This window comes from Bernardetia aquimarina, from assembly GCF_042180575.1.
Taxonomy (GTDB): Bacteria; Bacteroidota; Bacteroidia; order Cytophagales; family Bernardetiaceae; genus Bernardetia.
Genome location: NZ_CP170094.1, coordinates 4,863,966 through 4,877,769, shown reverse-complemented (window position 1 = coordinate 4,877,769; position 13,804 = coordinate 4,863,966). Strand labels below are relative to the sequence as shown.

The window sequence follows — 13,804 nt, the reverse complement described above, 5'->3', positions numbered from 1 at the left end:
AGGGTCTTGGAGACCCTTAGGGTTTTACAAAGAAGAAAAAGATTCTAACCATTCAAAATTATCTTCTTTTAAATTTTCTAATTTTTCTATATTTTTTTGAGGAATAGATTCTACTTGACTAAAATTTTCGATCGCTTTTTCTACGCTTTCTTCTCGCAAAATATGCAAGATTGGATAAGGACTGCGATTGGTAAAATGACTTTTTGAGCTTTTGTCTTCGCCTGCAAAAATATAATTTGGATGAAAAGCGACAAGTTGAAATTTACCCTCTAAACTATTTTGTTCCAAATATAAATCCAATAAAGCTACAAAATCTAAAAAATCGTTGAATGGCTGATTTTCTTCGTTTTCATTAGCCTTATCAATGTTTAAAAAAATATTTGGAAAAACTAAAAGTGTTGTGTCTATATAATTTTGATTTTCAGAATTATTATTTTCTTCTAAAAGTTCAATTTCAGAAACAGCTTTCTGTACGCATTTTTCAAAACTATTGCTTTCTTCTATTTCAAAACGAATTTGCTTTTTTGCATAAACAGAATGAGCAAATGGACAAAGATTTAATTTCAAAATCCAGTCTTCAAACCATTTTTTTGTGTTGTTTTTTATTTCGTTCATATTATTTTATGCTACACTTTTTCGCATCTTAAAAACTACGCTACCTATTGTTTTTTAAAAAATCTATCAATCTATATTTATCCAAAGAAATTGCAATTCCTTCTGTAATAGAATTTTCATACAAAGCTATCACTTTGTCATTCAAATTTATTTCGTTTTGTTCAATATTTAGAGAATACTGAAACAACAAATCAGCTAAAATATGTAATTGATTTGGGTTTAACTCATACTTTTCTTTTAGATTTTTCAAGAAGTTTTCTTCCTCCATTTCTAAAAGAATATCAACCGTTAGATTTTTTTCTTCTAATAAAACTTTATCAAATTCTACGAAAAACTCTTCTTTTGTGAAAGCAACATCTGTTTTGGTTACTTTTGCTAGAAGTTCTGCCAAAACTACGGCAAGTTTGTCTATTTTTTTCTTTAGATAATCTTTTTCTCTTTGCATCGTGCTTTATTTTAGTCAAAAATATATATTGCAAAATTACTAAATTTGTAATCAAAAAAATAATTTTACAACTATTCATAAACAAATATGGAACGCATAGAACAGCTATTAGAGTTCTTAGAAAAAGAACCCAATGATACGTTTTTATTATACGCAGTGGCGACCGAATATCTCAAAACAGATACCCAAAAAGCCTTAACCTATTACGAAAATTTACTTCAAAATCATTCTAATTATGTTCCGACCTATTATCATGCAGCCGAATTATACACCAATTTAGATAATTACGAAAAAGCAAATGCTATTTATTTGAAGGGAATTGAAGTTTGTGAAACAACAATTCAAAAAGCTCAAAAGCAAAATATAGAAATCGATAAAGTAACTTTAAAATCACTTCAAGAATTAAAATCTGCTTATGAGCTTTTTTTGATGGAATTTGAAGATGAGTTTTGAGATATATCAAAACATAAAAAAGGAATATATCAGATTAATAGAAAGCATAAAACTAAGTGTCATTACATAGAGAAATGAAATTATGTACGCTTTGATAGTTGTTTTGAAAAACCCTTGTTTATAGACTTTCTTAAACGCAAACCATACATAAACAATTAAACCCAAAAATAGAATAATACTAATTGGTATCAAGTTCCAGTGAAAGAATATAGCTGCTAGAGTCAGAACAATAAATGTAAATCCTTGTAAATGAAGCGTAAAAATAAGATGGTCTATGTAGTATTTTTTTCGTCTTATATAAAAAGGTTTAAAAAAAAGAGCCAATATAGGAAGCGTAAAAAACATCAGTGTACCAATATTATTGATGATATTTGCTAAGAAAATAGCAGGGTCATTACGTCCTATTTTCAATAATTGTTCGGCAAACTGAATATTTATTGCATTTTTTTCCTTAGTCTTAAGAGAATCTAATAAGGCTTTTGGTGTCATTTCTCTATCTTTAATCAAACGAAAAAACCTACGCAGTGTTCCCTGTTTCTCTTTTACTTTTTTATCAAAAAGTATAATTGATTCTGCCAAAACTGCACTATCTTTAACTAGAATTTCTAACGAATCAATATTAATTGTAGAATCATTTAGCTTTCCTTGTTTAAAAGCATCAATTACTTTGATGAGAGAGTCTTTTATGATGGTTTGTTTTTCAGATATTTGAGCTAATAGTTTGTTGTTTACAGAATCTGATCGAACACTATCTTCTGATTCATAATTATTAAATCCTTGTTCTACACCACCCAAAAAATCATCTTTAAGGTTATTATTTACCACCGTAGAATCATCTAAACTCAGATTCACATTCAAATCTTCTGTTTTTTTATCAATGCTTCTAATAGCCGTTTCGATGGCAGGAGTAAATAACTTAATTACAACAAAGAAAAACAAAATACTAGAAAGTAAATAAATCTTGAAAGGGTGCATATAACGCACTCGTTTGCCGTCCAAAAATTCATTGGTTAGCTTTCCTGGATAAAAGAGAAAATAAGGAATGGTTTTGAAAACCCTTGACTCAAAATTGAATGCAGTAGCAACAGCATCTTTCAATAAAAGGTGTAAAGAAATACGTTTATCAGCATTTTCTTGTCCACAATTTGGACAATATTTGTTTTTTGTTTTAACCTCGTAATCACAATTAAGACAAACTGTTTTGGTAGGAAGTTGAGTAGGCATAGAGTAAGTTAATGAAAAAATAGTTTCAGTAGTTGGTATTACCTAGTACGTAAATAGTCTTGAAAATGTTAAATTTATTTCTGTCTTCTCTTAAAAATGAAAAAAAAAGAGCAATTCTAAAAAGAATCCTTCTTTTTACTATTTACAGTTTTCTTCAATAAACTCATTTGCTTGCTCAAAACCAAGCTCAACGGCTTTTTTCCAATCTTTACAAGCTCCTTTTTTGTCATTTAATGTTTGTTTTGCAAAACCACGACTTACATAAGCATTAACAAAATTGGCATCTATCTTAATTACCATATCAAGGTCTTTGATACCTTCTTTTGTTTTATGTTGTTTTAGTTTTACGATAGCTCTGTTATTATAGGCTTCTACATAATCCTTATTTTCTTCTATTGCCTTTGTATAATCAGTCAATGCTTTTTTCAATTCATTCATTTGCTCATGGCAATATCCCCTTTCGTAATAAGATTGAGCTAAATTATAATCTAATTCTATTGTTTTATTATAGTCTTCGATTGCACCTTCAAAATTTCCTAACAAACTCCTAGCAAAGCCTCTATTGAAATAAATAAGAGGTACAGATTCGATTTCTAGTGCCTTACTAAAATCGTCTATTCCACCTTCTAAATCCCTCTTTTTAATTTTTTCTAAAGCTCTTGCATTATAGTCGGCTGCTGAACTTAATACTTCATCAGAACTAGAAAGTTTGATAATCAACTCATCGCCCCAAGAACCTTTTGTGTTTAGATTGTCTGTATTCAGATTCATTTTCCCATCTTCAAACGACATAATAGATGGATCACCCATTGCATAAATAGTAAATGATTTTTTTACAAGAAGATTCATATCCAATGAATCATTTTTTTCTTGAAATGCTTTAAGAAATTCTACAACTTTTTTCTTATTCTTTGGGTACAAATTGATATAAAACCATATTGCTTTATCTGTTTCCCCTTTTTCTAAAAACTCATTTGCTTTTTCGAAACTATAAGTGATTGGATAAAGCTCTTGATTTTCATCTTCCTTTTCTGTCGTTTGAGCAAAAACTAGAGTTGTCAGAAATAAAAAAATAGCTGTGAGGATATGTGCTTTTTTCATAAATTTTGTTAGTTGTTTCAAAGATTAAAAACGAATCAGAAAACTAAAATATTTCAAATTATTTTACTCTTTTATCGCCATCATCAGCCCATCACGTAAAGGCAGCAGCATATTAAAAGTACGATTGTCTTGATAGTTTTTTTGATTATATGCTAATAATGCTGGTGTATCTTTATCGTTTTTCTTGAGTTCTTTTGGATCAATTAATACTTTTCCACTCCAAAGAACATTATCAGCAATGATAATTCCTCCTTTTCTGACTTTATCAAAAACCAAATCATAATACAAGCTATAATTTGATTTGTCAGCATCGATAAAAACCAAATCCCATTTTTCTTCTTCAGTTAGAATAGTCGAAATAATATCAGCAGCATTTCCTAAATGTAATTTAACTTTGTCTTCCAAACCTGCTTTTTCTAAAAACTCTCTTGTAATACTTTCTTGTTCTACATTATTATCAATCGTATGCAAAACGCCATTTTCTTGTAAGCCTTGTGCCAAACAAATAGCTGAATATCCTGTATAAGTTCCTATTTCAAGAATGCGTTTTGGCTGCATCAATCTTGAAATCATTTGAAGGAAATTTCCTTGTAAATGTCCAGAAAGCATACGAGGTTTGTTGGCTCTCAAATGTGTTTGTCGGTCTAATTCTTTCAAAACTGGCAATTCGTCTTGAGAATGTGCCAAGGCGTAGTTTTCTAAGGCTGGTAATAAATCTGTTGGTAAATAATCCATAGTTTAGTGATTAGTGATTAGTGATTAGTGATTAGTGATTAGTGATTAGTGATTAGTGATTAATTACTTTTTGGTCTTGATTGTTTTATTTATTTTTACAAAAAATTAAAATTATGAGTAAAGGAATTTTAAAAAAAAGTTTTTGTTTCGCTGTTCGAATAGTAAATTTATACAAATATTTGACTACTACCCAAAAGGAATATGTTTTATCTAAACAAATACTACGAAGTGGTACATCAGTGGGAGCAAATATCAGAGAAGCTGAATTTGCACAAAGTAATTTAGATTTTATACATAAACTGTCTATTTCACAAAAAGAAATCAATGAAACTCTTTACTGGCTAGAACTTTTAAAGGAAACTAACTTTATTAAAAATGAAGAATTTGAAAGTTTACATCAGAATGCAATAGAACTTTTAAAAATTATTACAAGTAGTATCAAAACAATGAAATCAAAAATTAAATAGTATTTCATTTATCACTAATAGTTAATCACTAATCACTAAAAGCTATCAAATGAAATTCGAACTCCATACCACCGATAAAGAAACATCTGCACGAGCAGGAACAATCACGACAGCACACGGAAAAATTCAAACGCCTATTTTTATGCCTGTTGGAACGCTAGGCACTGTAAAAGGTGTTCCACCAGAAGCACTAAAAGACCAAGTAAAAGCACAAATTATTTTAGGAAACACCTATCATTTGTATTTGCGCCCAAATACAGAAGTTTTGGAAGCAGCAGGTGGACTGCATAAATTTATGAACTGGGACAGACCTATTTTGACCGATAGTGGTGGTTATCAAGTCTATTCATTAGGACAAATCCGTAAAATAAAAGAAGAAGGTGTCGTTTTTAGCTCACATATTGATGGCTCAAAACTCAATTTTACACCTGAATACGTAATGGATATTCAGCGCAGTATTGGTGCAGATATTATTATGGCTTTTGATGAATGTCCTCCTTATCCTTCTGATTACGATTATGCCAAAAAATCAATGGAAATGACGCATCGTTGGCTGACACGTTGTATCAATCGTTTTGATTCGACAGAGGGAAAATATGGATATAAACAAACACTTTTTCCAATCGTTCAAGGAAGTACTTACAAAGATTTGCGTAGAGCTTCTGCCGAATTTGTAGCCGAACAAAACAGAGATGGAAATGCAATCGGTGGACTTTCAGTAGGCGAACCTGCCGAAAAAATGTATGAATTTACGGAGCTTGTTTGCAATATTCTGCCAAAAGACAAACCTCGTTATTTGATGGGAGTAGGAACGCCTGCTAATATTTTGGAAGGAATTGCGCTTGGTGTAGATATGTTTGATTGTGTAATGCCTACTCGTAATGCACGAAATGGAATGCTTTTTACTACAAAAGGAATCATCAATATCAAAAATAAAAAATGGGAAAAAGATTTTAGTGTTTTAGATGATGGCTTGGAATGTCATGTTAGTAATACCTATTCAAAATCTTATTTAAGACATTTGAATAAAGCCAATGAAATTTTGGGAGCTTATATTGCTTCTACTCATAATTTAGCTTTTTATCTTCATTTGGTAGGAGAAGCTAGAAAACATATTTTGGCTGGCGATTTTGCAAGTTGGAAAAAAGAACAACTGGAGATTTTGATGCAGAGATTGTAGTATTTTTTAGTTATGTTGTCGTCAGTGGAGACACCATAGCCGTAAGGTTAAAATTTTTATTGTAATTCTCTTTCGTAGGAACTTCATATTGGTAGAAAAAATGAGAATAAATAATTGTTCCTTGTTCCGTAGAAACTATATATTGGTAGAATTTATGACATTTAAAGACAAAATGCTACCATGATGAAACTCCTACGGAGTAAATGAGGATGTAGCTTTCTCATTTTTTCTACCAATATACAACTCCTAAAGGAGTAAATAACTCTACTTCTATAACCTTACGGCTATGGTGGAGACACCGACAAGGGCATAGAAATTATTTAGTTCAAGCGTCGAAACTTGAACTAAATAATAAAAAAAGTTTAGTCATCATAAAGTATAGATTTTGCAAAATCTATTTGTCCATTTACAGCAGCGATAGTTATCGTAGCAGCTAAAGCAAAATCATAATCCCAATTTTTATTCATATATGCTAAAAGCATAACATTCCTTATTTCACATTCATAATCTGTTAGATACTTTTGGGGGATTTGAAAGCTATCTTCATAACGAGCAATTTCTATTACTCCTATAAGATAAATCATCTCTACATCAGAAAATTTGCACTTTAAAGCTAAACGAATTAATAAAGAAAGAGTCAAGAAAGAAACTAAGTCAACACTTCCTTGATGATAAAGATTATCACAAAACTCATTTAAAATTTCTTTGCGTAGCTCTTCATTATTACTATTCTCTTCCAGTAGTTTTAATTTTGGAATCGGATTATAGCTTCCGTAACAACCTCTGAGATTTTTGAAAATAGGGTCTTCTACTAAAATCATTTTATTTTTTTGATTTACTTTACTACACAAAAAAAGCATTTCCCTACCAAATCTAAATTTAGTAAGAAAATGCTTTTTAATATATAATTTGTCGTTTTCAGTATTTCTACCAATGACAAGTTAATAAAATTTAGTCTAATGTAATTTCAAGAGCAAGACCACGAAGTTCGTGTATCAATACATTGAAAGATTCTGGGATATTTGGCTCTGGCATGTTTTCTCCTTTTACGATACACTCATACGCCTTAGCACGTCCGAGAACATCATCCGACTTGATTGTCAAGATTTCTCTCAAAATATGCGACGCTCCAAATGCCTCTAATGCCCAAACTTCCATCTCACCAAAACGCTGACCACCAAACTGAGCTTTACCACCCAAAGGCTGTTGTGTAATGAGTGAGTAAGGTCCGATAGAACGAGCATGCATCTTGTCATCAACTAAGTGACCAAGTTTTAGCATATACATAATTCCTACCGTAACAGTTTGCTCAAATTTTTCTCCAGTACGTCCATCAAAAACTTCCATCTTACACCATCTTGGTAAGCCTGCTTTTTCGATTTCTGCTTCTACTTCTGCTTCTGTTGCACCATCAAAGATTGGAGTAGCATATTTAGTTCCCATTTTAAGACCTGCGTGTCCTAAGATAGTTTCATAAATTTGCCCCAAGTTCATACGAGAAGGTACACCTAGAGGATTCAAGACAATATCAACAGGAACACCATCGGCAAGGAAAGGCATATCTTCTTCACGAACGATACGAGCCACAACTCCTTTATTACCATGACGACCTGCCATCTTATCACCTACTTTAAGTTTACGTTTCTTAGCAACATATACTTTGGCAAGTTTAACGATTCCTGCTGGAAGTTCATCTCCAACTTCTAAAGCAAAACGCTGACGTTTGAACTCTGCTGTAATTTCATTACGTTTTTGATTGTAATTTTTCACAAGTTCTGCCAAAAGTTCGTTTGTATCTTCATCTTCTGTAAAGTCTTTCAAGATTACATCAGCAATAAAGTTCACTTCTTCTGGTACGTTGTAGTTACTCTCATCACGATATGCATTTTTGCTAGGGAAGAATGCTTGCTCAATATTTTGTTTATTGAAACCTGAATCTTTTGCCAATACAACATCGCCGTATTTATGAACAATTCCTTGAGAAGTTTTGTCTTCTAAAAGTTCTGCCATTTTGCTTATCATCTGCGAACGCATTCCGACAAGGTCACGGCTATATTCTTTCTTCAATGTATCTACTTGCTTACGCACTTTTGCACGCATATCTTTATCCTTTTTAGGACGAGAGAAAAGCTGAGTATTGATTACAACACCTTGAAGCGAAGCCGAAGCACGCATCGAAGCATCTTTTACATCACCTGCTTTATCTCCAAAGATTGCACGAAGAAGTTTTTCTTCTGGTGTAGGATCAGTTTCTCCTTTAGGAGTAATTTTACCTACCAAAATATCTTGTTCTTTTACTTTTGCACCAATACGGATAATACCGTTTTCGTCCAAATCTTTAACTGCATCTTCACTTACGTTTGGAATTTCAGAAGTCAATTCTTCTTCTCCTCGTTTTGTATCACGCACTTCAAGTTCGAACTGGTCAATGTGGATTGAAGTATAAATATCATCTCTTACTACTCTTTCAGAAATAACAATCGCATCCTCAAAGTTATAACCCTGCCAAGGCATGAAAGCAACCATAAGGTTACGACCAAGTGCAAGTTCGCCTTTTTCAGTTGCATATCCTTCACAAAGAACATCTCCTTTTTTGACTTTTTCGCCTTTCAATACAATAGGACGTAAGTTGATACACGTATCCTGATTCGTTCTACGGAATTTAGTAAGTTGATAAGTAGTATATTCATTATCAAAGTTTACTAATTTTTGTTCTTTTGTCCAATTATATTTTACTACAATTTTCTTAGCATCTACATAATCAATAACTCCGTCGTCTTCTGCTACTACTAATGCTCTAGAATCCATTGCTACACGTCTTTCAAGACCTGTACCTACGATTGGAGCTTGTGGACGCAAAAGAGGAACTGCTTGACGCTGCATATTCGAACCCATCAAGGCACGGTTGGCATCATCATGCTCTAAGAACGGAATAAGAGAGGCTGCTACCGAAACGATTTGGTTTGGTGCAACATCCATATACGTAATATTTTCTGGAGCTTCCAAAGGAAAATCTCCTTCCAAACGACATTTTACAAGGTCAGACGTAAATTTATTTTTATTGTCTAATGTTGCATTTGCCTGTGCAATGATTTGCTCATCTTCTTCTTCTGCTGTCAAGAACTTAACTTCGTCAGTTGCTTTTTGATTCTTAACAATACGGTAAGGCGTTTCGATAAAGCCCATACCGTTTACAGTTGCGTGAACACAAAGAGAAGAGATAAGACCAATATTTGGACCTTCAGGAGTTTCGATAGTACACAAACGACCATAGTGCGTATAGTGAACATCACGAACCTCAAAACCTGCACGTTCACGAGAAAGACCACCAGGTCCTAGAGCAGACATTCTACGTTTGTGCGTAATCTCTGCTAATGGATTAGTTTGATCCATAAACTGCGAAAGCTGATTTGTACCAAAGAATGAATTAATAACCGACGATAAAGTACGAGCATTAATCAAATCAACTGGCTTAAAGTCTTCATTATCACGAACGTTCATACGCTCTTTGATAGTACGAGCCATACGAGCCAAACCTACACCAAACTGGCTATAAAGTTGCTCTCCTACAGTACGTACACGACGATTAGAAAGGTGGTCAATATCATCAACTACTGCTCTTGAATTAATAAGAGTAATCAAATGTCTGATGATACGAATGATGTCTTCTTTTGTAAGGACACGAACACTCATTTCTAAATCCAAACCTAGTTTTCTGTTGATTCTATAACGACCAACTTCTCCTAAGTCATAACGCTTTTCACTAAAGAAAAGACTTTGAATTACATCACGAGCTGTTTGTTCGTCTGGTGCTTCTGTATTACGAAGCTGACGATAAATTTGCTCTACGGCTTCTTTTTCTGAGTTTGAATTATCTTTTTGTAATGTATTATAGACAATCGCAAAATCATTAATATTAATATCTTCTCTATGAAGAATGATTGATTCTGTATTCGAATCAATGATAGTTTGGATATGCTCTTCTTCAATTTCAGAATCACGCTCCAAAAGCACCTCATTACGAGTAATACTTACAACTTCTCCTGTATCTTCATCTACAAAGTCTTCTGTCCAAGTACGAAGAACACGAGCAGCTAATTTTCTACCTACTACTTTCTGAATGTTTGCTTTTGTAGCTTTTACTTCCTCAGAAAGACCAAAAAGTTCCAAAATTTCTCTATCTGTACCATATCCAATAGCACGCAAAAGCGTAGTAACAGGGAATTTTTTCTTACGGTCGATATAAGCGTACATGATATTATTTACGTCAGTCGCAAATTCAATCCAAGAACCTTTGAATGGAATAATACGTGCTGAATATAATTTTGTACCGTTTGTGTGCTTACTTTGAGCAAAGAAAACCCCTGGTGAACGGTGAAGTTGGGAAACGATTACACGTTCTGCACCATTGATAACAAAAGAGCCACGCTCAGTCATTACAGGAACATTTCCTAAAAATACTTCTTGTTCGATGGTTTCGAAATCTTCATTGTCCTCGTCATTACAAAGTAAACGTAGCTTTGCTTTTAAAGGCACTGCATAAGTAAGACCTCTATCAACACATTCTTGTACTGAATATTTTGGTGGGTCTATGATATAATCGACAAATTCCAAAACAAAGTTATCTCTTGAATCAGAAATTGGGAAGTTCTCCATAAATACTTTATAGAGTCCGTCTGCTGTTCTTTTTTCAGGAGGAGTACCTAGTTGGAAGAAATCTTGAAACGACTTTACCTGCACATCTAGGAAGTGTGGGTATTCTAAAATGGAGGTCGTTTTGCGAAAGTTTATTCTGCCGTGTTTTAATGTAGCCAAGGCTCGTATAGGTTTGAGTGAACGAAATGGAATGCTTATATTCTTGTCAATTACGAACTGTAAATCAGCATAGCTAATTACGAATTAAAAATTACGAAATGAATGTAAAAATTAATTCTGTTCGTTTTATGGTGTCTTTATTATTTAACTTTTATAGTTCTTATAACTATCCTTTTAGCACTATTTTTTAATCTGAATATATTCAAGTCAGAAAAAGCCCTAAAATTAGGTAAAGAGTTATTTTAATTAGGTTTTAATTAATGATTAGCTCTCTATTAAATTTTACGGTTTAGTTCCTTAATTAAAGAATTGTGAATTGTAGTAGTTTCAAATAATTTGGAATACTTTATATTTCTGATGTACTTTAAATAAATCTGAATAAAATGCAGATAAAAATATAAAAAATGCTATATTTCGACAATCCAAGTTTGATTTAGTCTTGATTCTGCATAAAATTAGAACCAAAGCTAGGCATTTGTAGCCAAAATATCCTGCAAAGATAGTTTTTTTTTACTAGATTCAAAAATAACTGTATAGTTTTTCTTTAATTTCTTGTGAGTTTTTTAAAGTGCTTCTAATTTCATTTCAAAGATTAGTGTTGCCAAAGGGGGAATAATTTCTCTTCCTCCTGATGTAATTCCTGATCCTTTATAGGCGTAGCGAGAAGGAATAAAAAATAGTGTTCTTTCATTTAACTTCATTTGTTTGACAGCTTCTTCAAACCCTATGACTACTGAATTTGTACCTAATTTAAAAGTCAAAGGTTGTCCTGTTTCATAAGAGTTATCAAATTGTCTTCCATACAGCACTTTTCCTATGTAATTTACTGTAACAGAACTAGCAGTAGTTGGCATTTCTGTTCCTTCTCCTTCTTCTAAGACAATATAATAGATTCCTAAATCTGTTTTTTGAGCTGTTAGATTATTCTCTTCTAAATATTGTTGAATAATTTGGTCTTCTCGTTCTGCTTGAACTGTTTCATCTATTAGAGGCTCTATTTCATCATTATTACATGAAGAAAACAGTGAAAATAAAGGAAAAAGCAAGAAAATATATTTTGATAATTTCATTCTAGGATTTAATTTTTACTTAAATTAATTATTATTTTAACTATTTAAGGAAGGGGTTTTCTATTTTTTAGGTTCTCTGACAATTTTTGTACTATGTCGTTGGTGGAGACACCAATATTCAAAATTCGAAAAAATCTAAGGTGCAAAAATTGTCAAACAACCTATTTTTTTATTCTAATTAAATACTTCTACTCTAAAAACTAAAATAGAATAAGGTGCAATACTTCCTGACCCTCTTGCTCCATATCCTAAATGTGAAGGTAGATATAATGTTCCTTTTCCACCTTTTCCAATGAGAGGAATTCCTTCATCCCAACCTTGAATAACTTGTCCTGCTCCAAGAGGAAAAGAAAAGGGAGTTCCTCTATCAAAAGAAGAATCAAATTTTTCACCTGACAGGAGTGTACCTTCGTAATTTACCGTAATTGTTTCGCCAGTTTGGATAGCTGTTCCTTGCTGATCAACAACATAATATAGACCAGATTCTGTTTTTTGAGGAGTAATATTATTTTCAGTAAAATAATCTTGAAGAATTTGGTCTTGTTCTGCTTTACTTGATGGGTTTGTGGTTTCATTATCTTTCTTACAAGAAGTAAATAAAACAAATCCAATGAAAAGCAATGAGATGTATTTTGATAATTTCATTTTGATTTAAAAATTAAATGGTAAAGGTAAAATTATACTTATTCATTAGTCTAATACTTCCACTCTAAAAACAAGTGTCGAATTTGGTTTAATTATTCCACCAGCACCACGCTCACCATATCCTAGATGAGAAGGAATATACAATGTTCCTTTTCCTCCTTTTCCAATGAGAGGAATTCCTTCATCCCAACCTTGAATAACTTGACCTACACCAATTGGAAATTCAATCGGACTATTTCTATCAAAAGAAGAATCAAATTTTTGACCATTAAGCAATGTTCCTTCGTAATGAACTTTTATAGTTTTTCCTTTTTCGATAGGAGTTCCTTGTTGTTCAATAACATAATAAAGTCCAGATTCTGTTTTTTGAAAATTTGTAATTCCTTTTTCTACAAAATAAGTATTTTCTAAATAATCTATTTGGTTTTGTACTTTTATTTTTGCTTCCATTTCTAGTTTTTGTTTTTCTTGTTGTTGTTTTTTAGCCATTTCTTCCATGTATTTTTGTTGCATGACTTCTAACTTAGTGGCATATTCTTGAGCTGTATAGTTTTTTAATAACTTTATTTCGTGTCTTAATGCGCTTCCTTCTGGAATAAAAATAGGACGTATTTGACCATTTTTAAAAACAGAGTCTGAATGAATAAATAAAGTAAGACTATCACCAACTCTACCATCATTCATCAGAATTTCTACAATAGGAATCTGTCTGGTTGTACTATCTCTCAAATCTAAAATAAGAGGGTAATCTTCATCTTCTGTACTTCTCAATAAAGAGTCAGTAGCATTGAAAATCTTCATACTTAGTTCTACAATACTAGAATCTGTAATTGTGAGTGCATTTTTACGCTCTTTTTTCTTAGTATGTAATTGATAACGAATACCTTTGAACTCCTTTTCGTCTTTATTTTTTTTACTCTTATTTTGAGCATTTGCAGTAAATGAAATGCAGCCAATAAGAAAAATGAGAATAAATCTAGATAAAAACATAAAATTCTTTTTTAGATGAGAGTTTGTTTTTTATAAAAAACATCAGACACTTTTTATTCTTACT

13 protein-coding genes are annotated in these 13,804 nt (G+C 32.1%); 3 read left to right on the top strand and 10 right to left on the bottom strand.

Going from position 1 to position 13,804, the window contains the following annotated elements; genetic code table 11:
- Positions 1-24 precede the first annotated feature (24 nt).
- On the bottom strand, positions 25-615 hold the full coding sequence (locus ACE193_RS20820; RefSeq protein ID WP_375560134.1) for a DUF1415 family protein: 591 nt from the start codon (positions 613-615) through the stop codon (positions 25-27).
- Between the two features lie 40 nt (positions 616-655).
- A complete protein-coding gene (locus ACE193_RS20815; RefSeq protein ID WP_375560133.1) occupies positions 656-1,060 on the bottom strand; it encodes a hypothetical protein in 405 nt (134 codons plus the stop codon).
- 87 nt (positions 1,061-1,147) lie between these two features.
- On the opposite strand from ACE193_RS20815, the gene ACE193_RS20810 reads away from it, so the two are divergent.
- Positions 1,148-1,513, top strand: a complete 366-nt coding sequence (locus ACE193_RS20810; protein WP_375560132.1) for a tetratricopeptide repeat protein — start codon at positions 1,148-1,150, stop codon at positions 1,511-1,513.
- 6 nt (positions 1,514-1,519) lie between these two features.
- Here the strand turns inward: ACE193_RS20810 and ACE193_RS20805 are convergent, their stop codons facing one another.
- The 3 genes from ACE193_RS20805 to ACE193_RS20795 all read right to left on the bottom strand — a co-directional run bounded on the left by ACE193_RS20805 (position 1,520) and on the right by ACE193_RS20795 (position 4,573).
- On the bottom strand, positions 1,520-2,737 hold the full coding sequence (locus tag ACE193_RS20805; protein ID WP_375560131.1) for a DUF3667 domain-containing protein: 1,218 nt from the start codon (positions 2,735-2,737) through the stop codon (positions 1,520-1,522).
- 138 nt (positions 2,738-2,875) lie between these two features.
- Positions 2,876-3,838: a tetratricopeptide repeat protein gene (locus ACE193_RS20800; RefSeq protein ID WP_375560130.1), complete on the bottom strand. Its 963-nt coding sequence runs from the start codon at positions 3,836-3,838 to the stop codon at positions 2,876-2,878.
- Positions 3,839-3,901: 63 nt separating this feature from the next.
- Positions 3,902-4,573, bottom strand: a complete 672-nt coding sequence (locus tag ACE193_RS20795; RefSeq protein ID WP_375560129.1) for an O-methyltransferase — start codon at positions 4,571-4,573, stop codon at positions 3,902-3,904.
- 113 nt (positions 4,574-4,686) lie between these two features.
- Here ACE193_RS20795 and ACE193_RS20790 point away from each other — a divergent pair, with 113 nt between their 5' ends.
- Positions 4,687-5,040, top strand: coding sequence for a four helix bundle protein (locus tag ACE193_RS20790; RefSeq protein WP_375560128.1), 354 nt, complete (start codon positions 4,687-4,689; stop codon positions 5,038-5,040).
- Positions 5,041-5,089: 49 nt separating this feature from the next.
- Positions 5,090-6,220: a tRNA guanosine(34) transglycosylase Tgt gene (gene tgt, locus ACE193_RS20785; protein WP_375560127.1), complete on the top strand. Its 1,131-nt coding sequence runs from the start codon at positions 5,090-5,092 to the stop codon at positions 6,218-6,220.
- Positions 6,221-6,582: 362 nt separating this feature from the next.
- Here the strand turns inward: tgt and ACE193_RS20780 are convergent, their stop codons facing one another.
- From ACE193_RS20780 to ACE193_RS20760, 5 genes are all read right to left on the bottom strand, one after another.
- Positions 6,583-7,041 (bottom strand): hypothetical protein, encoded by a 459-nt coding sequence (locus ACE193_RS20780; protein ID WP_375560126.1) that lies wholly within the window; start codon positions 7,039-7,041, stop codon positions 6,583-6,585.
- 130 nt (positions 7,042-7,171) lie between these two features.
- Positions 7,172-11,035 (bottom strand): DNA-directed RNA polymerase subunit beta, encoded by a 3,864-nt coding sequence (rpoB, locus tag ACE193_RS20775; protein WP_375560125.1) that lies wholly within the window; start codon positions 11,033-11,035, stop codon positions 7,172-7,174.
- Between the two features lie 563 nt (positions 11,036-11,598).
- The gene (locus tag ACE193_RS20770; protein WP_375560124.1) at positions 11,599-12,105 is read right to left on the bottom strand and encodes an FKBP-type peptidyl-prolyl cis-trans isomerase; all 507 of its coding nucleotides are present in this window, start codon (positions 12,103-12,105) and stop codon (positions 11,599-11,601) included.
- A 174-nt stretch (positions 12,106-12,279) separates the two neighbouring features.
- Positions 12,280-12,750 (bottom strand): FKBP-type peptidyl-prolyl cis-trans isomerase, encoded by a 471-nt coding sequence (locus ACE193_RS20765; RefSeq protein WP_375560123.1) that lies wholly within the window; start codon positions 12,748-12,750, stop codon positions 12,280-12,282.
- A 45-nt stretch (positions 12,751-12,795) separates the two neighbouring features.
- Complete coding sequence (locus ACE193_RS20760; RefSeq protein ID WP_375560122.1) at positions 12,796-13,740, bottom strand: FKBP-type peptidyl-prolyl cis-trans isomerase; 945 nt, start codon at positions 13,738-13,740, stop codon at positions 12,796-12,798.
- Between the last annotated feature and the right edge of the window lie 64 nt (positions 13,741-13,804).

What these genes read in the sequence shown, in the direction of transcription:
- ACE193_RS20780 (WP_375560126.1), bottom strand. Translation starts at nt 7,041, where the DNA reads ATGATTTTAGTAGAAGACCCTATTTTCAAAAATCTCAGAGGTTGTTAC.
- ACE193_RS20800 (WP_375560130.1), bottom strand. Translation starts at nt 3,838, where the DNA reads ATGAAAAAAGCACATATCCTCACAGCTATTTTTTTATTTCTGACAACT.
- ACE193_RS20810 (WP_375560132.1), top strand. Translation starts at nt 1,148, where the DNA reads ATGGAACGCATAGAACAGCTATTAGAGTTCTTAGAAAAAGAACCCAAT.
- tgt (WP_375560127.1), top strand. Translation starts at nt 5,090, where the DNA reads ATGAAATTCGAACTCCATACCACCGATAAAGAAACATCTGCACGAGCA.
- ACE193_RS20795 (WP_375560129.1), bottom strand. Translation starts at nt 4,573, where the DNA reads ATGGATTATTTACCAACAGATTTATTACCAGCCTTAGAAAACTACGCC.
- ACE193_RS20765 (WP_375560123.1), bottom strand. Translation starts at nt 12,750, where the DNA reads ATGAAATTATCAAAATACATCTCATTGCTTTTCATTGGATTTGTTTTA.
- ACE193_RS20790 (WP_375560128.1), top strand. Translation starts at nt 4,687, where the DNA reads ATGAGTAAAGGAATTTTAAAAAAAAGTTTTTGTTTCGCTGTTCGAATA.
- ACE193_RS20820 (WP_375560134.1), bottom strand. Translation starts at nt 615, where the DNA reads ATGAACGAAATAAAAAACAACACAAAAAAATGGTTTGAAGACTGGATT.
- ACE193_RS20770 (WP_375560124.1), bottom strand. Translation starts at nt 12,105, where the DNA reads ATGAAATTATCAAAATATATTTTCTTGCTTTTTCCTTTATTTTCACTG.
- ACE193_RS20815 (WP_375560133.1), bottom strand. Translation starts at nt 1,060, where the DNA reads ATGCAAAGAGAAAAAGATTATCTAAAGAAAAAAATAGACAAACTTGCC.
- ACE193_RS20760 (WP_375560122.1), bottom strand. Translation starts at nt 13,740, where the DNA reads ATGTTTTTATCTAGATTTATTCTCATTTTTCTTATTGGCTGCATTTCA.
- ACE193_RS20805 (WP_375560131.1), bottom strand. Translation starts at nt 2,737, where the DNA reads ATGCCTACTCAACTTCCTACCAAAACAGTTTGTCTTAATTGTGATTAC.